General features: G+C 71.9%; 20 protein-coding genes. 13 read left to right on the top strand and 7 right to left on the bottom strand.

Features of this window, described 5'->3' with window-relative positions:
• The first annotated feature begins 85 nt into the window (after positions 1-85).
• The 6 genes from H7H31_RS13705 to H7H31_RS13680 all read left to right on the top strand — a co-directional run bounded on the left by H7H31_RS13705 (position 86) and on the right by H7H31_RS13680 (position 7,812).
• Positions 86-2,197 carry a serine/threonine-protein kinase gene (locus tag H7H31_RS13705; protein ID WP_187061626.1) on the top strand — a complete coding sequence of 704 codons (2,112 nt, stop codon included), beginning with the start codon at positions 86-88 and terminating at the stop codon, positions 2,195-2,197.
• A 211-nt stretch (positions 2,198-2,408) separates the two neighbouring features.
• Positions 2,409-3,608, top strand: coding sequence for a cyclic dehypoxanthinyl futalosine synthase (gene mqnC / locus H7H31_RS13700; RefSeq protein ID WP_176163384.1), 1,200 nt, complete (start codon positions 2,409-2,411; stop codon positions 3,606-3,608).
• Between the two features lie 43 nt (positions 3,609-3,651).
• Positions 3,652-4,338, top strand: a complete 687-nt coding sequence (locus H7H31_RS13695) for an imidazolonepropionase-like domain-containing protein (RefSeq protein WP_187061625.1) — start codon at positions 3,652-3,654, stop codon at positions 4,336-4,338.
• A gap of 125 nt (positions 4,339-4,463) precedes the next feature.
• Positions 4,464-5,165 carry a demethylmenaquinone methyltransferase gene (locus H7H31_RS13690; RefSeq protein WP_187061624.1) on the top strand — a complete coding sequence of 234 codons (702 nt, stop codon included), beginning with the start codon at positions 4,464-4,466 and terminating at the stop codon, positions 5,163-5,165.
• A 110-nt stretch (positions 5,166-5,275) separates the two neighbouring features.
• Positions 5,276-6,097 carry an APH(3'') family aminoglycoside O-phosphotransferase gene (locus tag H7H31_RS13685; RefSeq protein WP_187061623.1) on the top strand — a complete coding sequence of 274 codons (822 nt, stop codon included), beginning with the start codon at positions 5,276-5,278 and terminating at the stop codon, positions 6,095-6,097.
• 479 nt (positions 6,098-6,576) lie between these two features.
• The gene (locus H7H31_RS13680; RefSeq protein WP_187117916.1) at positions 6,577-7,812 is read left to right on the top strand and encodes a hypothetical protein; all 1,236 of its coding nucleotides are present in this window, start codon (positions 6,577-6,579) and stop codon (positions 7,810-7,812) included.
• Between the two features lie 157 nt (positions 7,813-7,969).
• Here the strand turns inward: H7H31_RS13680 and H7H31_RS13675 are convergent, their stop codons facing one another.
• Positions 7,970-8,476 (bottom strand): GNAT family N-acetyltransferase, encoded by a 507-nt coding sequence (locus H7H31_RS13675; RefSeq protein ID WP_187064186.1) that lies wholly within the window; start codon positions 8,474-8,476, stop codon positions 7,970-7,972.
• A 449-nt stretch (positions 8,477-8,925) separates the two neighbouring features.
• Here H7H31_RS13675 and H7H31_RS13670 point away from each other — a divergent pair, with 449 nt between their 5' ends.
• The gene (locus H7H31_RS13670; protein ID WP_187064189.1) at positions 8,926-10,176 is read left to right on the top strand and encodes a geranylgeranyl reductase family protein; all 1,251 of its coding nucleotides are present in this window, start codon (positions 8,926-8,928) and stop codon (positions 10,174-10,176) included.
• A 94-nt stretch (positions 10,177-10,270) separates the two neighbouring features.
• Here the strand turns inward: H7H31_RS13670 and H7H31_RS13665 are convergent, their stop codons facing one another.
• The 4 genes from H7H31_RS13665 to H7H31_RS13650 all read right to left on the bottom strand — a co-directional run bounded on the left by H7H31_RS13665 (position 10,271) and on the right by H7H31_RS13650 (position 12,868).
• Positions 10,271-10,738 (bottom strand): MarR family transcriptional regulator, encoded by a 468-nt coding sequence (locus tag H7H31_RS13665; RefSeq protein WP_187064185.1) that lies wholly within the window; start codon positions 10,736-10,738, stop codon positions 10,271-10,273.
• Positions 10,739-11,042: 304 nt separating this feature from the next.
• Entirely contained in the window at positions 11,043-11,489 is a 447-nt protein-coding gene (locus tag H7H31_RS13660; protein ID WP_187064184.1) for a PIN domain-containing protein, read from the bottom strand.
• Entirely contained in the window at positions 11,486-11,716 is a 231-nt protein-coding gene (locus H7H31_RS13655) for a hypothetical protein (protein ID WP_187064183.1), read from the bottom strand. The genes H7H31_RS13660 and H7H31_RS13655 overlap by 4 nt, the downstream gene beginning before the upstream one ends.
• A gap of 87 nt (positions 11,717-11,803) precedes the next feature.
• Positions 11,804-12,868, bottom strand: a complete 1,065-nt coding sequence (locus tag H7H31_RS13650) for a Rieske 2Fe-2S domain-containing protein (RefSeq protein ID WP_187064182.1) — start codon at positions 12,866-12,868, stop codon at positions 11,804-11,806.
• 1,181 nt (positions 12,869-14,049) lie between these two features.
• Between H7H31_RS13650 and H7H31_RS34980 the strand changes: the two genes are divergently transcribed.
• Together H7H31_RS34980 and H7H31_RS13640 are read left to right on the top strand one after the other, a co-directional pair.
• Positions 14,050-14,415: a DUF6086 family protein gene (locus H7H31_RS34980; protein WP_222625458.1), complete on the top strand. Its 366-nt coding sequence runs from the start codon at positions 14,050-14,052 to the stop codon at positions 14,413-14,415.
• A gap of 267 nt (positions 14,416-14,682) precedes the next feature.
• Entirely contained in the window at positions 14,683-14,955 is a 273-nt protein-coding gene (locus H7H31_RS13640) for a hypothetical protein (protein ID WP_187064180.1), read from the top strand.
• 97 nt (positions 14,956-15,052) lie between these two features.
• Here the strand turns inward: H7H31_RS13640 and H7H31_RS13635 are convergent, their stop codons facing one another.
• Both H7H31_RS13635 and H7H31_RS13630 read right to left on the bottom strand, forming a co-directional pair.
• The gene (locus tag H7H31_RS13635; RefSeq protein ID WP_176163431.1) at positions 15,053-15,265 is read right to left on the bottom strand and encodes a hypothetical protein; all 213 of its coding nucleotides are present in this window, start codon (positions 15,263-15,265) and stop codon (positions 15,053-15,055) included.
• Between the two features lie 660 nt (positions 15,266-15,925).
• Positions 15,926-16,822, bottom strand: a complete 897-nt coding sequence (locus H7H31_RS13630) for a C40 family peptidase (RefSeq protein ID WP_187064179.1) — start codon at positions 16,820-16,822, stop codon at positions 15,926-15,928.
• A gap of 710 nt (positions 16,823-17,532) precedes the next feature.
• Between H7H31_RS13630 and H7H31_RS13625 the strand changes: the two genes are divergently transcribed.
• The 4 genes from H7H31_RS13625 to H7H31_RS13610 are packed head-to-tail and all read left to right on the top strand — an operon-like array spanning position 17,533 to position 20,606.
• Entirely contained in the window at positions 17,533-17,892 is a 360-nt protein-coding gene (locus H7H31_RS13625) for an NADH-quinone oxidoreductase subunit A (protein ID WP_184575553.1), read from the top strand.
• A 25-nt stretch (positions 17,893-17,917) separates the two neighbouring features.
• Positions 17,918-18,472, top strand: coding sequence for a NuoB/complex I 20 kDa subunit family protein (locus H7H31_RS13620; RefSeq protein ID WP_176163434.1), 555 nt, complete (start codon positions 17,918-17,920; stop codon positions 18,470-18,472).
• Positions 18,469-19,236: an NADH-quinone oxidoreductase subunit C gene (locus H7H31_RS13615; protein ID WP_187064178.1), complete on the top strand. Its 768-nt coding sequence runs from the start codon at positions 18,469-18,471 to the stop codon at positions 19,234-19,236. Before H7H31_RS13620 ends, H7H31_RS13615 begins: the two co-directional genes overlap by 4 nt.
• On the top strand, positions 19,236-20,606 hold the full coding sequence (locus H7H31_RS13610) for an NADH-quinone oxidoreductase subunit D (protein WP_187064177.1): 1,371 nt from the start codon (positions 19,236-19,238) through the stop codon (positions 20,604-20,606). The genes H7H31_RS13615 and H7H31_RS13610 overlap by 1 nt, the downstream gene beginning before the upstream one ends.
• The last annotated feature ends 13 nt before the right edge of the window (positions 20,607-20,619 follow it).

Here is a 20,619-nt window from a genome sequence, read left to right as displayed (position 1 = left end):
CGGGCCGAGCGCGGTCGTCGGTACCCTGCCCGCGCCGCGCGCCGCGCACCTAAGCTGGGCGGCGCAGTGGAGGGGGAGGCACACGATGTACCCACTGGAACCGGATGATCCCCGCCGCATCGGCGCGTACCGGCTGCTGCGGCGCCTGGGTTCGGGCGGGATGGGCCGGGTCTACCTGGGCCGCAGCGCGGGCGGACGCACCGTCGCCGTGAAGCTGGTCCACCCGCACTTCGCGACGGACGCCCAGTTCCGGGCCCGTTTCCGGCGCGAGGTGGAGGCGGCCCGACGGGTGGGTGGTGCCTGGACGGCCCCCGTGCTCGACGCCGACCCGGAGGCCGCGGTGCCCTGGGTGGCCACCGGTTACGTCGCCGGCCCCTCCCTCACCCAGGCCGTCGAGGACCTGGGCGCGCTGCCGGCGCCCTGCGTACGCGCGCTGGGCGCGAGCCTGGCGGAGGCGCTGGTGGCCGTGCACGGCCTGGGCCTGGTGCACCGCGACGTCAAACCGTCGAACGTGCTGCTCGCCCTGGACGGGCCGCGGCTCATCGACTTCGGCATCACCCGCGCCATCGACGGCACCGCCTCCCTCACCTCCACCGGCGTCTCCATCGGCTCGCCCGGCTACATGTCGCCCGAGCAGATCCTCGGCCAGGGCGCGACGGCCGCCGCCGACGTGTTCTCGCTGGGCGCCGTCCTGGCGTACGCCGCCACCGGCCGGCCCCCCTTTCCCGGCGACTCCTCGGCCGCGCTGCTCTATCGGGTCGTGCACGAGCAGCCGGAGCTGGGCCCCTCGCTGGCGGGCGAGTTGCGCGCGATCGTCGCCGACTGCCTGGTCAAGGACCCGACCGGCCGCCCCACGCCGGCCGAGCTGGTGCGCCGACTGACCGCCGACGCGGGCGGGGATACGGGCGCGGATACGGACACGGGCGCGGGTGGTGGCGCGGCCGGCCTGGTGCGGCCCGGGTGGCTGCCCGCGCCGCTGGTGGAGGGCGCCAGCCGGCGCGCGATGGAACTGCTCGACCTGGAGGCGGAGCCGCTGGAGTCGGCCCCGTTCCCGTCCCCAGCCCCGACACCGCCGCCCGCCTCCGCCTGGCCGGCCGCCGGTTCCGCCGGGGCCGGCCCGCCACCCGGCGGGCCCACGACCCTGTCCCCGCAGGCGCTCGGGCCCGAGACGGTGGGGATGGACTCGGGCGTGCGCGCCGGGGCGTTCGGGCCGCCCGACCCCTCGTACGGAGGCCGCGCCGGCGGCACCGGCCACGCCAGCCAGCCCCAGCACCCCAGCGGTGTCAGCCACCCCAGCGGCGCCGGTCAGTCCAGCCACGCCGGCGCCGCGGCCCCGGTCGCGGCCCCGCGTCGCTCGCCGGAGGGGGGCGGGGCCGCCGTGGCGGAGGCCGCCACGGCGGGTGCGGGGCGGGTGGACGGAGCCGTCACCGGTGACGCCGGTGAGGGCGCCCCGCGCCGGCCCGGCGGCGCTCCGGGCGCCCCGGGCGGTGGTCCGCACGGACCGGAGGGTGACGCGGACGGCGAGGACCGGGCGGGGCGGGAGCGGCGGATGGCGCTGTCGGCCGGGCTCGGGCGGCGCGGCCGGCCGAGGTGGCTGAGCTGTTCGCTGGTGCTCTCGGTCGCCGGCGCGCTCGCCGTGGCGACCACGGCGGTCGTCGTCTACGACGCGATGCGGGGCGGCGGCGGTGGCGACACGCACGCCGGCGGCGACAAGCAGAGCCAGTCCCCGTCCCCCCACTCCAGCGCGACGACGCCCGCGCCCGACGGCTCGCATCCGGCGGGCGGCGAGCCGACCGGGCCGGGCACCGGGGCGCCGGGCGGGGGCGCCGTGCCGAAGGACCTGATCGGCACCTGGAAGGGGCCCCAGTACGCCAAGGGCAAGTACAACGGCGAGCACATCGCGACCGTCCGCCAGGGCCGTACCGGGACGGTCGTCGTCGAGGCGGTCACCGACGTCTTCGGGCAGCGCTGCTACGCCAAGGGCACGCTGCGCTCGGTGACGGAGCGGAACACCCGGCTGACGATCACCGAGGCCACCGACGAGTCCAAGGAAGGCGGCTCGTTCCTGTGCACGGGCGTGACGGCGCAGGCCACGTACACGCTGGACCGGGAGAGCGGCAAGCTCGTCTACAAGTCGCAGGACGAGGCGGCCGGGCGCCCGGTGGCCCGCATGGTCAAGCAGCCGGCGGCGGGCTGAGGCACTGCCGTCGCTGACGGGCCGGCGGGCTGGCAGGCTGGCGGGGCGGCGCGAGTACGGGCGGGCTCGCTGGCCGCCGGTGCCGTCGTGGCCCACGTCACCGGACGCCGCGCCGCAGGTCGCGGGGGTTGGCCGGCCGCGGGCCGGGGTGTCGGACCCCTGGCGTACGCTGACTGATGTCCGTACGTAACCCTCCGGAAGGGACGCCCCGGTGACGGAGAACGCCGATCTGCAGTCCGTCCTCGACCGCGCCGCCGGCGGCGGTCGGATCACCCCGGAGGAGGCGCTCGACCTGTACCGGGACGCGCCTCTGCACGCGCTCGGCGCGGCCGCCGACGCCGCGCGCCGCCGGCGGTACGCCGGGACGGAGCACATCGCGACGTACATCATCGAGCGGAACATCAACTACACCAACGTCTGCGTGACGGCCTGCAAGTTCTGCGCCTTCTACGCGCCGCCCAAGGCCCACGACAAGGGCTGGACCCGCGACCTGGACGACATCCTGCGCCGCTGCGCGGAGACCGTCGAGCTCGGCGGCACCCAGATCATGTTCCAGGGCGGCCACCACCCGGACTTCGGCGTGGAGTACTACGAGGAGCACTTCGCGGCGATCAAGAAGGCGTTCCCGCAGCTCGTCATCCACTCGCTGGGCGCCTCCGAGATCGAGCACATGTCGCGGATCTCCGGCGTCACCGCCGACGAGGCCATCCGGCGCATCCACGCGGCGGGGCTCGACTCGTTCGCCGGCGCGGGCGCCGAGCTGCTGCCGGAGCGCCCGCGGAAGGCCATCGCACCGCTCAAGGAGTCGGGCGAGCGCTGGCTGGAGATCATGGAGATCGCCCACAACCTGGGCGTCGAGTCCACCTCCACGATGCTGATGGGCACCGGCGAGACCAACGCCGAGCGGATCGAGCACCTGCGGATGATCCGCGACGTGCAGGACCGCACGGGCGGCTTCCGCGCCTTCATCCCGTACACGTACCAGCCCGAGAACAACCACCTCAAGGGCCAGACGCAGGCCACCCTCTTCGAGTACCTGCGGATGATCGCCATCGCGCGCCTCTTCCTCGACAACGTCGCGCACATCCAGGGTTCGTGGCTGACCACCGGCAAGGAGGTCGGCCAGCTCTCGCTGCACTACGGGGCGGACGACCTGGGCTCGATCATGCTGGAGGAGAACGTGGTCTCCTCGGCCGGCGCCCGGCACCGCTCCAACCGGATGGAGATCATCGACCTGATCCGCAAGGCGGGCCGGGTCCCGGCGCAGCGCGCCACGACGTACGAGCACCTGGTGGTGCACGACGACCCGGCCAACGACCCGGTGGACGACAAGGTCGTCTCGCACCTGTCGTCGACCGCGATCGACGGCGGCACGGCCCACCCCGCCCTCAAGCTCATCGACGCCCGCTGAACCGGGCCTGGGCGGGGGCCGTTACACGGATGGGGGGCGACGCGTGCTGACGATTCACGGGGCCGAGCTGCTGCTCACCGGCCCGGGGGCGGAGCCCGTCGCGGACGGGGCGGTCGTCGTGGACGGCGCGCGCATCGCCGCGGTCGGCCCGTACGAGGAGATGGCGGCCGAGCACCCGGGCGCGCGGGAGCGGCGTTGGCCCGGGCTGCTCACGCCCGGGCTGCTCAACGCGCGGGCCGCGGCGCTCCTCGAGGCCGCCTACCACCCGGACCCGCGCGAGGCCGAGCGCCTGGGCACCGAGCCGCTGGCCGACCCCGCGGTGCTGGCCGACCTCGGGCTGGCCGACGCGCGCTGGGGCGAGTCCGCGCGGCGCGGCACCCAGCGGATGCTGCGGCACGGCACGACGGCGGTGGCCGGCCCCTTCGCGCGGCCCGCGGTGCGCACGGCGGTGGCCAGGGCGGGCCTCGTCGTGATCCCCGGGTCCCGCGCGAGCGCCGCGCCCGACCCGGCCGGGGCCGCCGACCCGCCGGCTCCCGCCCTGCTCGACCCGATAGCCGCCCTGCCCGCGGGCACGCCGCCCGAGACCACCTTCACCGGCCCGCTGTCGCCCGGGGCCCGGGCCGACTTCGCGGTGTTCGCCGTGGCCGCGGTGGCCGAGCTGGCCACCCGTGGCGCGGCGAGCTGCGTGGCCACGGTGCTCGACGGCCGCCTGGTCTTCCGCCGCCGCTGAGACGCGCTGGCCCGGGAGCGCCCCCACGGGCGCCCGGGCCGGGCCGTCGTCGCGGCGGGCCGGCCGGCTCGCCGTCGGGGCGACCCCCGAGGGGGGCCGGGGGAGGCCGGGTGAACAATGGGAGGGTGACCCGAGCTTCCCTGGACAAGCAGCCGCACGAAGTCGCCGCGATGTTCGATGACGTGGCGGCCAACTACGACCTCACCAACGACGTGCTCTCGCTCGGGCAGTCCCGGCTGTGGCGCAAGGCCGTCGCGCGCGCCGTGGACGCGCGCCCGGGGGAGCGGGTGCTCGACCTGGCCGCCGGCACAGGGACGTCGTCGCTGCCGTTCACGGCCGCCGGCGCGTACGTCGTGCCCTGCGACTTCTCGCTGGGCATGCTGCGGGCCGGAAAGCAGCGCAACCCGTTCCTGCCGCTCACGGCCGGCGACGCCACCCGACTCCCGTTCGCGGAGGGCGTCTTCGACACCGTCACGATCTCCTTCGGGCTGCGCAACGTGCAGGACACCGAGGGCGCGCTGCGCGAGATGCTGCGCGTGACCAGGCCCGGCGGCAAGATCGTCATCTGCGAGTTCAGCCAGCCGACGTGGGCGCCGTTCCGCACGGTCTACACGGAGTACCTGATGCGGGCGCTGCCGCCGGTCGCCACGGCCGTGAGCAGCAGCCCGGACGCGTACGTCTACCTCGCCGAGTCCATCCGCGCCTGGCCCGACCAGCCCGGCCTGGCCGGGGTCCTCCAGCGCGCCGGCTGGTCCCGCGTCGCCTGGCGCAACCTGACCGGCGGCGTCGTCGCCCTGCACCGGGGCACGAAGCCGCAGGACGGCTGACCGGTCACCCGCGGTCCCCGTCCGACCGGCCTCGGAATCGGCCTCCGCTCCGGCCACCTGCCCCGGCACCGGCCCGGCTCGGCGGACACGCCCTGGCTAGGGTGGCCGCCATGAGCGACCACGCCGCGCCCCCGCCCCTGACGCCGGCGCTGTTCGGTCTGACGGACGGCGACTGGCTGCCGGTCACCTCGGGCGAGTCGGGGGCCCTCGTCTTCCGGGGCGCGGACGCCACCCGGTACGCCAAGTGCGTGCCCGCCGCCGACGTGGCCGAGCTGACCGCCGAGCGCGACCGGGTCGCCTGGTTCAGCGAACGGGGGCTGCCGGGCCCCCGGGTGCTCGACTGGCGCCGTACCGACGCCGGCGCCTGCCTGCTGACCAGCGCCGTCCCCGGCGTACCCGCCGACCAGGTGTCCGCCGACGAGCTGCGGGCCGCCTGGGAGCGCGTCGCCGACGCGGTCCGTCGGCTGCACGCGGTGCCGGTGGCGGAGTGCCCGTTCCGGCGGGGTCTTGACGGCGTGGTCGCCGTGGCGCGCGACGTCGTGTCCCGGGACGCCGTGAACCCGGACTTCCTCCCCGAGGAGCAGCGGCGCACCCCTCCCCGGGAGTTGCTGGCCCGCCTCACCGGGCAGCTCGCCCTGCGGCGGGAGCAGGAGGCGGCCGACACGGTCGTCAGCCACGGGGACCTGTGTCTGCCCAACATCCTCCTCGACCCGCGCACCCTCGACGTGTCGGGCTTCATCGACCTGGGCCGCCTCGGCCTCGCCGACCGCCACGCCGACCTGGCGCTGCTGCTCACCAACGCGCGCGAGACCTGGCCGGACGAGGCGCGGGCCCGGGCCGCGGACGCGGCGTTCGCCGAGCGGTACGGCGTCGCCCTGGACCACGACCGCCTGCGCTTCTACCTCCACCTCGACCCGCTGACCTGGGGCTGACCGGCTCGACGGCGGGGCTCGCGGTGGATGCGGTGGCTGGCGGCGGCTCCAGGTGGCTCCAGGCGGCTCCCCGACGGTGAGCGGGCCCGCGGCGGCCGGGTGGTGCGACTGGGGCGCACGAGGCGGGGGAGCAAAGCCGGGCGCGTTATGGGGGGTTGACCCCGTCGTAGCGGGCGACGACGGGCCCGGCCGCCGCTAGAGTATGCGCCCACCCCCACGCCTCACCTCGCCGCGCCGAACCCTCGGAGCAACCCGTGCCACCCGTGCCGTCGAAGTCCTGCTCTGCCTGTGGTGCCTCGGCACCGAACGAGGCGCGTTTCTGCATGGGGTGCGGAGGCGACCTCCTCGCCCCGGGCCCGGATGTCCCCCCGGCCCCCGCCGACGAGCCGCCCACGGTCGCCTCAACCGCCGTACCGACCAGTGCGCCTGACGGCGGCCCGAGCACGGGTGAGCCCGCCAGCGGCCCCGACCCCGAAGCCGTGTCGCCGGACGCGCCGACCCGTTCGCACACCGCGCGGGACATACCGTACGTCGACCCACCGACCGTCCCGGGCAGGCCCCTGCCGGCCACCCACCCGGCCTCGGCCACGACGCCCGCCCGACCCGCGGCCCGGCCACCGGTCCACCCGCCCACGCTCCCCGCCGGGCCCGCCACCCCGCCACCCGGCCCGCCCGGCTCGTCCGGCCCGCCCGGCTACGGGACGCCGCCGCAGCCCGAGCCGTACCCCGGCCCGCAGCCGCCGGCGCCCCAGGCGTCACCGTACGCCGGGCCGTCGCACCCCGCCCCGTACGCCGCCGCCCAGTCGCCCGGGTACGCCACCCCGCCGCCGGCACAGCACGACACCCCGCCCACCACCCCGGTCGTCGTGGCCGGCGGCGCCGGTGCGGCCGGCGGAGCGGGGACGGCCCGGCGGGTGTCCGGGCGGCGGCGGGTGCTGGTGTGGCTCGCCGTGGGGCTGGCGGCGTTCGTGGTCGGGGGCGGGGCCACGGCCGGCGTGCTGGTGTTGCGGGACGACGGCGACGACGACCGGGCGTCCGTCGCCGTGGAGAGCGAGCCCCCGGGCGGTTCCGACCCGGCCGGCGGTACGGAGGTCTCCGGCGACGGCGGACGCGAGTCACCCGCCGCGCGTGAGCCTTCCGCGCCGACGACCGCCCCCGCCCCGCCCACCGACCCGGCGTCCCCCGACCCCACCGACGCCCCGACCGACACCCCGTCAGCCGACACGTCCCCCGACGCGTCGGGCGACCTCGGGCCCGGCGAGCCACCCGAGGGCTACCGGACGGCGCGGGACCCGCAGGGCTTCTCGCTCGCCGTGCCGACCGGCTGGGTGCGCGAGGTGCGCGGCGGCCAGATCGACTACCGCGGGCCCGGCGCCACGGAGGACAACAGCTACCTGCGCATCGGCGTGCTGCGCGGCACCAGCCAGTCGGCGATCGACCACTTCCGCGAGCTGGAGGGCATCACGTCCGCGCGCACCGGCGACTACGAACAGCTCGACCTCTCGGCCAACACCTTCCAGGGCCGGGACGGCGCCCGCTGGGAGTTCCGCTGGGTCGAGAAGAAGACCGGCCGGGCGATGCACGCCATCGACCAGGCGTACGTCACGGAGGACGGCACGGAGTACGCGATCTACTTCCAGGGCCCCGCCGAGACGTTCGCCGTGGACCGCGAGGCGTTCGACGCGGCCCTGGACACCTGGTCCGAGGGCGGCTGACGGCCGGCCGGCCGCCGGCGCGTGGCCGGGCCGCTCGGCCGGCCGCGGTCACCGGAAACCGGCCGATCGCAGCCATCGCGGACGACGGCCGGCCGCCACGAAGCCGGACGACGGCCGGCCGGTCGCCGCCCCGGACCGGGGGAGGGAACCGCCGTCGCTACAGGTCGAGCCGGAAGCAGAGCCCGCGGGTCTTGGAGACCGGCGAGACGTAGGTCTCCGACTCCTTCATGCCCAGCCGCTGGATGACCGCGATGGACCGCGCGTTCTCCGCGGCGACCATCGCGACCACGTGCCGGATGCCGACCGCGCGCGCCCGCTCCAGCGTCGTCTCGGCGGCGAGGGTCGCGTAACCCCGGCCCCAGTGCGCGCGGCCGAGCCGCCAACCGATCTCGATCTCGCCCTTCGGGCCCCACTCGTGCGGCCAGGGCTGGGCGCCGGTGAAGCCGACGGGTTCGCCGGCCGCGTCGAGCAGGGTGTAGAGACAGACGCCGATGTGGTCGTGGTGGGCGCGCTGGCGGGCGCTGAATTCCTCGTAGTGGGCGAGGTCATGGGACGCGCCGCCGTGGAACTCCATGACGTCGGGGTCGTCGAAGAGCCGGTGCCAGGCAGCCGCGTCCTCGGGGATCGGTACTCGCAACTGCACACTAGCTCCGGATATCGGCATGAGGGCGCCCTTCTCGCGACTTCGCGTACGCCACATAGACTGCACCCGTCCAGTGCCCGGCGCGACCGGCACGCAGATACCGAGTCTTCGGGAGAACCTCCGTGAGCGAGAACGCCCCCGCCGAGACCGACCTTCCCCAGACCGGCGCCTCCGAGACCGACGCCCCAGGGACGGGCGGCAGCGGTACCGGGACCGGAGCAGCCGAGTCCGCCGCGACCAGCGCCATAGAACCGGCAGCCGCCGCCCCGGGCCCGGAGGCCGAGCCCGCCGCCGACGCCACGGCCTCGCCGTCCGAGTCCGCCACCACCAAGGACGCGGCCACCTCCAAGGACACGGCCACCAAGGACACGGCCACCAGCAAGGACACGGCCCTCACCAAGGGTCCGCGCACGCCGTCGGCCGTCGCCGTCGGCCTCGGCGACGACGCGCTCTCCGAGCGCACCGCCGACGTGATCGTGGTCGGCGCGGGCCCGGCCGGCTCGACCACCGCGTACTACCTCGCCAAGGCCGGCCTCGACGTCCTGCTCCTGGAGAAGACGTCGTTCCCGCGCGAGAAGGTGTGCGGCGACGGCCTGACCCCGCGCGCCACCAAGCAGCTCGTCGCGATGGGCATCGACATCAGCGAGGAGGCCGGCTGGCTGCGCAACCAGGGCCTGCGCATCATCAGCGGCGGCACCCGCCTCCAGCTCGACTGGCCCGACCTCGCCTCGTACCCGGACTACGGCCTGGTCCGCAAGCGGGACGACTTCGACGAGCAGTTGGCGGTGCAGGCGCAGAAGGCGGGGGCGCGGCTGTACGAGCAGTGCAACGTCGGCGCGCCGATCATCGACCCGCGCACCAACCGCATCACCGGCGTACACGCCAAGCTCGGTCAGGACAAGACGCCCGTCACCTTCCACGCGCCGCTGGTCGTCGCGGCCGACGGCAACTCCTCGCGGCTCTCCCTCGCGATGGGCCTGCACCGGGCCGAGAACCGCCCGATGGGCGTGGCCGTGCGCACCTACTTCGACAGCCCGCGCGACAAGGACGACTACCTGGAGTCCTGGCTCGAACTGTGGGACCGCCGCGGCGACACCCCCAAGCTGCTGCCGGGCTACGGCTGGGTCTTCGGCATGGGCGACGGCACCTGCAACGTGGGCCTGGGCGTGCTCAACACCTCCAGCGGCTACAAGGACCTGGACTGGCGCGAGGTCCTCAAGGCGTGGTGCGCCTCGATGCCCGAGGAGTGGCAGTTCACGCCCGAGCACATGACGGGCCCGATCCGTGGCGCCGCGCTGCCGATGGCGTTCAACCGGCAGCCGCACTACACGCGCGGCCTGCTGCTCGTCGGCGACTCGGGCGGCATGGTCAACCCGTTCAACGGCGAGGGCATCGCGTACGCCATGGAGTCGGCGCAGATCGCCTCCGAGGTCATCGTCCAGGCCAAGGCCCGCCCGACCGCCGCCCAGCGCGAGGCCGCGCTGGAGCGCTACCCGCGCGTCCTCAAGGACACCTACGGCGGTTACTACACGCTCGGCCGTGCCTTCGTGAAGCTCATCGGCCAGCCGAAGATCATGAAGATCGCCACCGAGCGCGGCCTGACCCACCCCCTCCTCATGCGCTTCGTCCTCAAGATGCTGGCCAACCTCACCGACCCGACGGGCGGCGACGCGATGGACCGCATCATCAACGGGCTGAGCAAGGTCGCTCCGCGCGCCTGACCAGGACGACCAGGACGACCAGGGCGGGCCCGCCGGCACACCGAACGGCCCGCCCGGTACACCCACCGGTACGCACCGCCCCGGCCTCCGGCCGTCAGGCGACCGGCCCGCCCGCGTTGTGGATCAGTCGCTGGAGCACCTTCACCGTGGTGACGTAGTCCGCGTCGGCGATGCCGTCGTGCAGGACGGCGCGTATCGCGGGGGTGTTGCGTGCCAGGTCGACGCGGGCCCGCTCGCCCTCGTCGGTGAGCCACAGCCGACCCTCGGCGTCCCGCGTCAGCCAACCACGCTCCAGAAGTCCCTCGGCCTCCGCCGCCAGATCGTCCTCGGGCCGGAGGTAGGAGGCCATGGCCTCCCGCAGCGCGGGCAGGGACATCCCCTCGCCGCTGGGCGAGAGGTCGTTCGCCGACAGGTTGCGCAGCAGCCAGTACTGAGGCTGCGTGTGGCCCTTCTCTGCCTGCCGGGCCCGGATGAACGCGATGAGCGCCTCGTAGGCGACGCCGGTCCAGTACGCGGCGGGCTGCCCGGCGATTTCGGCGTCGGACATCTGCTGGGTCGTCATGGGTACCCTCCTGGCACTCCGGTGCGGGTCCGCGCTGCGGTGCGGGCCATACCGAGAACGTAGAACCTCAACCATGGTTGAAGGCAAGCGCACGCCTGTCGGCCGGGTCGATGACCGCCGTGCCAGGCGCTCCGCAGCCGCCCTCGGGGTCGCGTTCCGTACGGCCGAGCCCCCCTGATCAGTCCGCTGGCGGGTCTCACGCCTGCCGCGGGACGCTGTGGTCATCGTCCAGGCCAAGGCCCGCCCGACCGCCGCCCAGCGCGAGGCCGCGCTGGAGCGCTACCCGCGCGTCCTCAAGGACACCTCAGACGTGGACGATCCTCACCGTGGGAGCGCCGGGGAGTTCCCTGGCAGCCTTGCACAGGGCCGGAATGTGTGACGTGTCCGATGTGACGAGGAGCACCGGAGGCGTGCAGAGGGCGGCCGTGGCGACCACGAGCGCGTCCACCAGGCATTCGTGCCCGTCAAGACCCGAGGCGTCCAGGAGCTTCGCCGCGGCGTCCATCACCGCGTCGTTGACCGGCTTGACGTCGAACCGGGACAGCAGGAACTGGAGCCGCTTGGCGGCGGCCCCGGTCCGGCGGACTTCCAGCGGGGTCAGGGCGGACAGCGCCACTCGACGACCGCTCTGCTGAGCGACCTCGATGCGGGCCCGCATCCCCTCATCGCCGTCGACGTGCAAGGAAAGCCCTTGGGCGTCCAGGACGAGCGTGCCCTCACTCTTGGGCTTGACCTTGAGACGCTTGCTCACCACTCCTGTTCCGCCTGCCGCCGAGCCTCGGGGGAGACGGGCCCGAACGCCTCCTGGTCGGCGGCCACGACCTCGCGGAGCTTCTGGGTGGCGAGCCACTCTTCCAGGGCCTCGGCGACGACGGAGGAGAAGCCGCTCTTTCCCGTACGCTCCTCGACTTCCCTGATCAACGACTGGGCCATCGACACGGACCTCTTGCCGGCTCGCTCGGCGTTCTGTGCGGTCATGAATAAAACGTAGCACCGGCGGTAGGAAATTTCTCCGCGCGGGCGTGAGTGGAGCCGCCCGCTGAGGCACCGGCCCACGCCCGATGGCTATCCGGCCTCCTCCGCGACGTCCGCCCCCAGCGGCTCGCTGTAGAACTGCCGGGCCCAGCGGCGGTAGTTCATGATCGGGCCGTCGCCCTTGGCGAGCCGGGGGCGCTCCAGGTAGGTCTTGTGGGCCCAGACGGGGAAGTCCTTGCCGAAGTCGAACGAGCCCACCCAGGCCAGTGGCCGGGACAGGGCGCTGGTCAGCGCGCCGGCCGCCCGGCCGCGCCCGAGCCGGTCGAACCACATCGTGCCGGAGACGTACACCTCGACGTGGGTCGGGCTCACCGGCGTGGCGGTCAGCACCGTACGGATGTGACAGCCGATCTTCGGCACCTCGACGCTCGTGTAGACGATGCCGAGACCCTGCACCCGCACCGTCAACTCCGGGGCCGCGGCCGAGACCCAGGCCGCCGCGTCGCGCCCGGCCGGCAGGATGCGGAAGCTGGTGCGCAGTCCCTCCGCCTCGAACCGTGGCTCGCTCAGCACCTCGCCCACCGTGCCGTGAATGGGCGTCAGGTGGCCGAAGTCCACGATGTTCTCCACCACGTCCTGCGGGTGGTCACGCAACAGGTGCCGCTTGCCGTACGGGGTCGGGTACGCGGCGTCGAGCGGCCACGGCTCGATCTCCCACGAGGGCGGCTGCCCCTGCGCGTGCCGCCACACGTAGATCAGGTCGTCCACCTCCCGTACGGGCAGCGCCCCCAGCCGCGCCTTCGGCGGCGGGCTGCTGCCGTACCCGGTGGCGACGCAGGCCCCGTCCGGGGCGAACTCGAAGTGGTGGAAGGGGCAGACGAGGTTCTCGCCGCGCACGGCCCCGCCGTGGCCCAGGTGCGCGCCGAGGTGCGGACAGAAGGGGCGTACGGCGCGCAGGCGCCCGCCTCGGGTGCGGTAGAGCACCACGTCGTCCCCCATCAGCCGCCGCGTCACCACCGCCCCGCGCCTGACCTCCCGACTGGTCGCCAGCCCGAACCACCCGTCGGGGTACGGCAACCGCGCCGTCCGCTCCACCCGCGACGGCCCCAGTCGCCTGAGCCGCGCGTCCCGGCGGCGGGTGCTCCATCCCTGCATGGCTGAGCCCTTCGTTCTGCTCGGCCGCGCGTGGCCGGCCGAGCGCTCGTCTCTCGCTGCACCGCCGAGCGTGGCGAACCAGGGGCGGCGGGGAGGGCGTTGTGGCGACAGCTCACCGGAAGTCGTGAACCGGGGGCACGCCGGGGCACCCCGGGCGAGCAGGTGCCCGACCGGTCTCGAACATGCTGACGGAGTGTCGTACGGTGTGTGCGGTACGCAGTCACGGCGGCTGCGGCGGCGGCTGTGCGTGGTCGTGTGGGGGATGTGGCAGGGGGGCCGCATGGGGCTGGTGGACGAGTGCGCGGCCGTGTCATTTCGGGGGCAGAAATCCAGCGATGCGGGACGCGAGGCGTGGGGGAGGCTGTCCCTCGTGGAGGGGTGCACGTGCGAACGAACGAAGAGCTAAATGGCCGTACTCTCGCGGGTCCGGAGCGGTACTCAGAAGAGTGGCTCGCGCAGCATGATAAACACGTTGTCCCTGTTGTGGCTGGTACCCGACTCGGCTCAGATCACGTGCGCCGCTTGGTAGCCGGAAGTCGCTCCTGTGGGGCGCGCGTCATCCTGATATCCACACTTGCTGAGGGTCGAGGGAAGCAGCCGCTGACTGAAGCTGCCGTGTCGCAGGAATCGGTGCATACTGCGGTTGGTGACCGATGTCGAGGGCGGCCAGCACTCGTTGCCGCGTCCAATCTCCGCGGAGCCCTTCTCTTCACCGAACATGGCTACGCCCTCATCGCGGGCGATGCCCACTTCCTGGGCGGGGCGGCAGGCGAAGGTGTCGACCGCCTGCGAACGCAGTTCGAGAGAACTGCTCGACGGCTCTCAGCACGTGTGCCTACTCTCCAAGATGTTGCGCGAAGGTACCCCGCACGTTATGTCGCCTGGGGATCGCTTCGCGATGTTCCGGCCAGGACCGGGATGGCCCGGCAGTTGGCGGTGATGAGGTCATTCGCGCACGGGGAAATTTCCGCACCAGAGTTCGCCAAAGGTTGGTTGGCCGGCCGGCGGAAGGCGTTACATGATGGCGAGCGCGCGAGGGGGCGGATTGCATCGGACATGCAAGAGATCTTCGCTGCTGTCGAAGAATATTCGTTCGATGCGAGTCCTTGGGAGTCCGGAAACCTGACAGGCGATGAACTGCGCGCCTGCGTGCAAAACGTCGTACTGCGGTGGGGGGTTTGATGAGCTGCTTCTTTCACGTTGCAGACCGTGATATATGGAATCCCTCGAGCTCCATCGCCAAGCTGTTTGTTGCCGAAGCTGAAGATATCGCCTCGCTGTTGAGCGAGGGTACGGGTATCGGTCCGGTCGTAGACGACGAATGCGAGTTGAACGCCACGTCTTTCGCCACCTTTGCGACAGCTCTACTCCGGCGTCACTGGTCTACTAATCACCCAATTCTGCGAAGCCTCCTGGGAGGAGTAGCAGGGATCGTGTTCGTCCTGGCTTCGCGTGCGGAGATCGACCTACAGATCGATGATTCCGACTGTCCCGATTACTGGTTGGAGCAATTCTCTCGGATTTCGCGCGTCATGGTTCGCGGGTGAGAAAGGTTCACAACCCCTGGGTGGGAGCAGCGAGCGGAATATCCACACTTTTATGACTGGCTACGGTCGGCCTTGGAAGACTTCATGCACATGCCTAGTTGAGTGTGCGGTATGCATCGACGTTTCTGTGGCGCGGCGAAGTAGGAGAAATCGATTGAGCGTGGAGGTGGAGTTGCGTCGGTCGGTCTCGAAGTACTGGGACCCGCAGATGAGGACACATCGCCGACGGTTCTCGAAGCGATCTCGGCTGTAGCGAACACTGAAGTTGTGCCCAACGCGCGAATTTCCCGCAAGGCTGTGAATGTCCGCGCCGAGATCCACAGGATGTGGGCGGTGTGGGCGCACGGAGCCGGAATCATCGCTGCCGATGGGTCATTTCTTGTGGCGGGCAGCATAGAGCTCGGATGGTGTCGGGTGCGCCTGACCCCGCGCACCGATATTTCGCGAATAGTGTGCGAGTACGGCGGCATTGAATTTGTGGCACGTGCGGCTGGCGGTCGTCAGGTCTGTGCTGCCATGGGCGAGGAGTACGACTTTTAGATCGTTGCCAAAACTGTTGACCGGCGCTGAGGGGAAAACAGCCGCGGTGACAGGGGTGCTGTTGGCCAAGAGGGCAGGGCGTATCCCGTAGAGCCCCTCACCGGTGGTACTTGTGGTTGTCCTCGGCGGTCAAGCCGAACGTGCTGCGCACGTTGATCGAGCTGTAGCTGGCTCGCGCGCCGCTCGCCTGTTGTCGGCGCAGTTGCTCGATGCGTAACTCGTCCGCCGACTCGCCCCGCAGCCCGCCCCGCCGCCCCAACTTCCAGGCCAGCCCCACCACCGCGCCCACGATCGAGCCCAGAAACAGCATGACGGTGACCACGTAACCCCCCGTCACAGCACAGATGCGTGTACACGACCGTAACGTGGGGTGTCGCCAGCCGGCAGGCCCCGCCGGCCAACCCCCGCCCCCAACAGCGCCCTTCGGCCACGCGGGGGCAGCGCGACCGCTCCGCGAGCGCCAACGGCACGCGCCCGCGCGCCCGCCTACAGCGAAGAACGCCGAAGGGCCGCCGCTCCCTCCAAGAGGAAGCGGCGGCCCTTCGTATGACACGTACGCGTACGACGCGCGTCGGCTCTGTGCCGTACAGGCGGCCTGCGAGGCGGCTCCGTACGGCTCAGGCAGCACACGCGTCACTCGCGTAACGCGCACCGCCACCACCGCCCCCGCGGCGCTCACGCGCCCACGCAGGGGCCGTACAGCGCCCGCGGGGACCACCCACGGCTTGCCCGACCGGGCAACACGGCGTGCGAACGCGCACCACCCGCCACACGCCGAGGGACGAACACCGCCCGCCACGAGGCGAACCCGCGAACCGCCGCGAGGCCGGCCTACGAGGCAAACTCGGCGCGAGGCAACGACGCGCACCCCGAAGCGGAAGCCTCAGGCGCGCCGCCTCGAAGCTCAGGCCCCCGAAGCCGCAACCGAAGCCGCAACCGAAATCAGAGACGCCCGCCGCGAAGGCGAAGCTCAGAGCACCCGCACCGCGCCCGTCGGCATGTCGTAGCTCATGCTGCGCTGGACCACGCCGGTGTTGGAGTTCTGGGCGCCGACGAACTGGCCGTCGCCGATGTAGACCGCGACGTGGTAGGCGCTGCCCGCGCTGCCCCAGTACAGGATGTCGCCGGGCTGCAGGTTGCTCAGGGAGACCTGGGTGCCGAAGGTGGACTGGTCCTGCGAGACGCGCGGCAGGGTCACGCCGACCTGGCGGAAGGCGACGCTGGTGAGGCCGGAGCAGTCGTACGAGGACGGGCCCATGGCGCCGGGGATGTACGCCTTGCCGACCTGCGCCTTGACGAAGTTGACCACCGCGGCGGCGTTGCCGCTGCCGGTCGAGGTGGAGGGGGCCTCGGTCCGCGGGGTGGAGGAAGCGTCGGACGACGAGGCGTCGGAGCTGTTGCCACTGGTGGAGCTGGTGCTGGTGGTGCTCGTGGTGCTGAGCGTGGTGCGCTCGGCGGTGCGGGAGGCGCGCTGCTCGCGGGCCTTCTCCGCGGCGGCGGCGCGCTTGGCGGCGGCGCGCTCGGCGTGCTCCTTCGCCTCCTTGGCCTTGCGCTCGGCCTCGGTCTTGGCCTTCTTGGCCTCCGACTTGGCCTTGCCGGCCGCCTGCTCCTGCTGGTCCTGGAGCTGGTAGCTGAAGGCCGCCTGCTGGGTGGCGTCGGCGGACTGCACCGTGTTCAGCGCCAGGTCGGCGGTGAGCGTGGGCAGCTCCTGCGTCGTCTCCGCGGTGGGCTCGGCAGCGGAGGCCGACACAGCGGTTCCGGCCACCGTGAGCGTGAGGATGCCACCGGTCACCCCTGCGCGAAGTGCTCGCGACGAGGCGGAGCGGCGGGGCTTCCGGTGGCTGGGTATGTGAGCGGTCTGGGACATGAGAACACTGGCTATCAGGATGCACAGGTTGCTCACAACAAACGTGGCGCTCGCCACAATTGGCGTGTACGCGCCCAGTTTTCGGCCAAGTTGATCTTGATGGGGACCGGCCGGGCCCTGTCCGATTTTCGCGATCATGGGCCTACGCATGGCTTTTGGCGGTCAACCGGCACGTCGAACGCGCCTATCACCATCGGGTGGTCCGTGCCAAGGGTTGCCGCAAAATCGAGATCTCGTACGGGTGGTGATGTGGCGCACGTCACGGCCGGGGGCCTCGTGAACGGAGGCGCGAGCCGACGATCACCGTCGCGGTGTCGCGGGTCGTGCGAGACCTCGCCGGCGCCTCGACTCCTATATCAAGCCGTGCCGTCCATGGCCAATTTGCGTGCATGGGCCATCTCTTGATAGAGCGAGACTCGTTTGACCAGCGGTAACACCCTTGAATGTCACCTTTGGTGATCACTCGGCCGCTTCCCGTGGAGAGATCACCGCTCATCCGACTTCATGATCGTTCGTCAGGTGGTGGAGATCACAAACTCGGTCCGGTATCCCGTGTCGCAGATCACAAGGCGACAGGCATAGGATGCAGGCGAATCGGGCTTGTGAACTGCCTCACATGTTCGCGATCTTTGAGGCAGTGCGCGGGCTCAGCAGCCCTCCCCCACCGGGGGAGCCCAGCAGTCATCGTCGACTGAGAGGAGCGAGGAGCGGTGAACGCCTATGCGCCCATCCTCGTACTAGGAGCCCTCGGGGCAGGCTTTGCGATCTTCTCCGTGGTGGCGGCCACGTTCATCGGCCCCAAGCGCTACAACCGGGCGAAGCTCGAAGCCTACGAGTGCGGTATCGAGCCGACCCCGCAGCCGGCCGGTGGCGGGCGTTTCCCGATCAAGTACTACCTGACGGCGATGCTCTTCATCGTCTTCGACATCGAGATCGTCTTCCTTTATCCCTGGGCCGTCACCTTCGACGCGCTCGGCCTGTTCGGGCTCGTGGAGATGCTCCTCTTCGTGCTCACCGTCTTCGTCGCGTACGCCTACGTCTGGCGTCGCGGCGGCCTGGAATGGGACTAACGGAAGCGGGAGGAGCCACAACGCCATGGGTATCGAAGAGAAGCTGCCGAGCGGGTTCCTGCTCACGACCGTCGAGAGCGCCGCGGGCTGGGTCCGTAAGTCGTCGGTCTTCCCGGCCACCTTCGGCCTCGCCTGCTGCGCCATCGAGATGATGACCACCGGCGCCGGCCGCTACGACCTCGCCCGCTTCGGCATGGAGGTCTTCCGCGGCTCGCCCCGGCAGGCCGACCTCATGATCGTCGCCGGCCGGGTCAGCCAGAAGATGGCGCCCGTGCTCCGGCAGGTCTACGACCAGATGCCGAACCCCAAGTGGGTCATCTCCATGGGCGTGTGCGCCTCGTCCGGCGGGATGTTCAACAACTACGCCATCGTGCAGGGCGTCGACCACATCGTGCCGGTCGACATCTACCTGCCCGGCTGCCCGCCCCGGCCCGAGATGCTGCTCGACGCCATCCTCAAGCTCCACCAGAAGATCCAGGGCGGCAAGCTCGGCGTCAACCGCGAGCAGGCCGCGCGCGAGGCGGAGGAAGCGGCGCTCGGCGCGCTGCCCCTGATCGAGATGAAGGGGCTGCTGCGATGAGCGACCACAAGGAGCCGGTCGGCGCCAACCCCGACCAGGACGTGAACGCCAACAACCTGCCGGGTCAGCGCGGTGACGCCGGCGAGGTCATCGGCACCCGGCGCGGCATGTTCGGCGCCAACAACGGCGGCGACACCACGGGCTACGGCGGCCTGGTGCGCACGGTGCGGCTGCCCGGTGCCTCCAGCCGCCCGTACGGCGGGCCGGACGGCGCCGCCGGGTACGGCGTCTTCGACGAGATCGCCGACGAGTTGGAGGGCGCGCTCGACGAGCAGGGGCTGCTGCCGGAGAACGCGATCGAGAAGACCGTCGTGGACCGCCGGGAACTCACCTTCCACATCGCCCGCGAGCACCTGCCGCGCGTCGCCCGCACCCTGCGCGACGACCCGGCGCTCCGCTTCGAGCTGTGTACGGGCGTGAGCGGCGTGCACTTCCCCGGCGACAAGGGCCGCGAGCTGCACGCCGTCTACCACCTGCGCTCGATCACCCACAACCGGCTGATCCGCCTTGAGGTGAGCGCCCCCGACGCCGATCCGCACGTGCCCTCGATCGTGGACGTCTACCCGACCAACGACTGGCACGAGCGCGAGGTCTACGACTTCTTCGGCCTCATCTTCGACGGCCACCCCGCCCTCACGCGGATCATGATGCCCGACGACTGGCAGGGCTTTCCGCAGCGCAAGGACTACCCGCTCGGTGGCATCCCCGTCGAGTACAAGGGCGCCCAGATCCCGGCTCCCGACCAGCGGAGGTCGTACAGCTAATGAGCACCTCGCACGCGCACCCCACGTCAGGGCCGGCCCCGGGGGCTGCCGAGCCGCCGCCGTCGCAGCCCAGGGAGACCACCGAGGGCACCGTCTACACGGTCACCGGTGGCGACTGGGACGAGGTCGCCGCCGCCGCGGCCCGCAGCGACGACGAGCGGATCATCGTCAACATGGGCCCGCAGCACCCCTCCACGCACGGCGTGCTGCGGCTGATCCTGGAGATCGACGGCGAGACGGTCACCGAGGCCCGCTGCGGCATCGGCTACCTGCACACCGGCATCGAGAAGAACCTCGAGTACCGCACGTGGACGCAGGGCACCACGTTCGTGACCCGCATGGACTACCTGACCTCCTTCTACAACGAGGCGGCGTACTGCCTCGCGGTGGAGAAGCTGCTCGGCATCGAGGACCACATCCCCGACCGGGCCTCGGTGATCCGGGTCCTGCTGATGGAGCTGAACCGGCTCTCCTCGCACCTGGTGTGCATCGCCACCGGCGGCATGGAGTTGGGCGCCACCACGGTGATGGTCTACGGCTTCCGGGACCGCGAGATGATCCTGGACGCGTACGAGCTGATCACCGGGTTGCGCATGAACCACGCGTTCATCCGCCCCGGCGGCCTCGCCCAGGACCTGCCGCCGGGCGCCGTGGAGCAACTGCGCGAGCTGCTCAAGAAGCTGCGCAAGAACCTCCCGGAGTACGACAAGCTCGCCACCGGCAACCCCGTCTTCAAGGGCCGCACGGTGGGCATCGGCTACCTGGACCTGGCCGGCTGCATGGCCCTCGGCGTCACCGGGCCGGTACTGCGCTCGGCCGGACTGCCGCACGACCTGCGCAAGACGCAGCCGTACTGCGGGTACGAGAACTACGAGTTCGACGTCCCGACCGTGGACACCTGCGACGCCTACGGCCGCTTCCTGATCCGGGTCGAGGAGATGCACCAGTCGCTGCGCATCGTCGAACAGTGCCTGGACCGCCTCGAACCGGGCCCGGTCATGGTCGGCGACAAGAAGATCGCCTGGCCCGCGCAGCTCGCCCTCGGCCCGGACGGGCTCGGCAACTCGCTCGACCACATCAAGAAGATCATGGGCACCTCGATGGAGGCCCTGATCCACCACTTCAAGCTGGTCACCGAGGGCTTCCGGGTCCCGCCGGGGCAGGCGTACGCGGCCGTCGAGTCGCCCAAGGGCGAGCTGGGCGTGCACGCCGTCAGCGACGGCGGCACCCGCCCCTACCGGGTCCACTTCAGGGACCCCTCCTTCACCAACCTCCAGGCCATGGCGGCGATGTGCGAGGGCGGCCAGGTCGCCGACGTCATCGTCGCCGTGGCGTCCCTCGACCCCGTGATGGGAGGCGTCGACCGGTGAGCGCCACGCACGA

Origin of the sequence: Streptomyces buecherae (genome assembly GCF_014295035.1) — a bacterium.
Taxonomy (GTDB): Bacteria; Actinomycetota; Actinomycetes; order Streptomycetales; family Streptomycetaceae; genus Streptomyces; species Streptomyces youssoufiensis.
The sequence above is the reverse complement of the archived record's forward strand: the minus strand, read 5'-3'. Positions and strand labels throughout refer to the sequence as shown.

What these genes read in the sequence shown, in the direction of transcription:
- H7H31_RS13635 (WP_176163431.1), bottom strand. Translation starts at nt 15,265, where the DNA reads ATGCTGTTTCTGGGCTCGATCGTGGGCGCGGTGGTGGGGCTGGCCTGG.
- H7H31_RS13675 (WP_187064186.1), bottom strand. Translation starts at nt 8,476, where the DNA reads ATGCCGATATCCGGAGCTAGTGTGCAGTTGCGAGTACCGATCCCCGAG.
- H7H31_RS34980 (WP_222625458.1), top strand. Translation starts at nt 14,050, where the DNA reads ATGAGCTGCTTCTTTCACGTTGCAGACCGTGATATATGGAATCCCTCG.
- H7H31_RS13630 (WP_187064179.1), bottom strand. Translation starts at nt 16,822, where the DNA reads ATGTCCCAGACCGCTCACATACCCAGCCACCGGAAGCCCCGCCGCTCC.
- H7H31_RS13610 (WP_187064177.1), top strand. Translation starts at nt 19,236, where the DNA reads ATGAGCACCTCGCACGCGCACCCCACGTCAGGGCCGGCCCCGGGGGCT.
- H7H31_RS13705 (WP_187061626.1), top strand. Translation starts at nt 86, where the DNA reads ATGTACCCACTGGAACCGGATGATCCCCGCCGCATCGGCGCGTACCGG.
- H7H31_RS13685 (WP_187061623.1), top strand. Translation starts at nt 5,276, where the DNA reads ATGAGCGACCACGCCGCGCCCCCGCCCCTGACGCCGGCGCTGTTCGGT.
- H7H31_RS13665 (WP_187064185.1), bottom strand. Translation starts at nt 10,738, where the DNA reads ATGACGACCCAGCAGATGTCCGACGCCGAAATCGCCGGGCAGCCCGCC.
- H7H31_RS13615 (WP_187064178.1), top strand. Translation starts at nt 18,469, where the DNA reads ATGAGCGACCACAAGGAGCCGGTCGGCGCCAACCCCGACCAGGACGTG.
- H7H31_RS13655 (WP_187064183.1), bottom strand. Translation starts at nt 11,716, where the DNA reads ATGACCGCACAGAACGCCGAGCGAGCCGGCAAGAGGTCCGTGTCGATG.
- H7H31_RS13620 (WP_176163434.1), top strand. Translation starts at nt 17,918, where the DNA reads ATGGGTATCGAAGAGAAGCTGCCGAGCGGGTTCCTGCTCACGACCGTC.
- H7H31_RS13650 (WP_187064182.1), bottom strand. Translation starts at nt 12,868, where the DNA reads ATGCAGGGATGGAGCACCCGCCGCCGGGACGCGCGGCTCAGGCGACTG.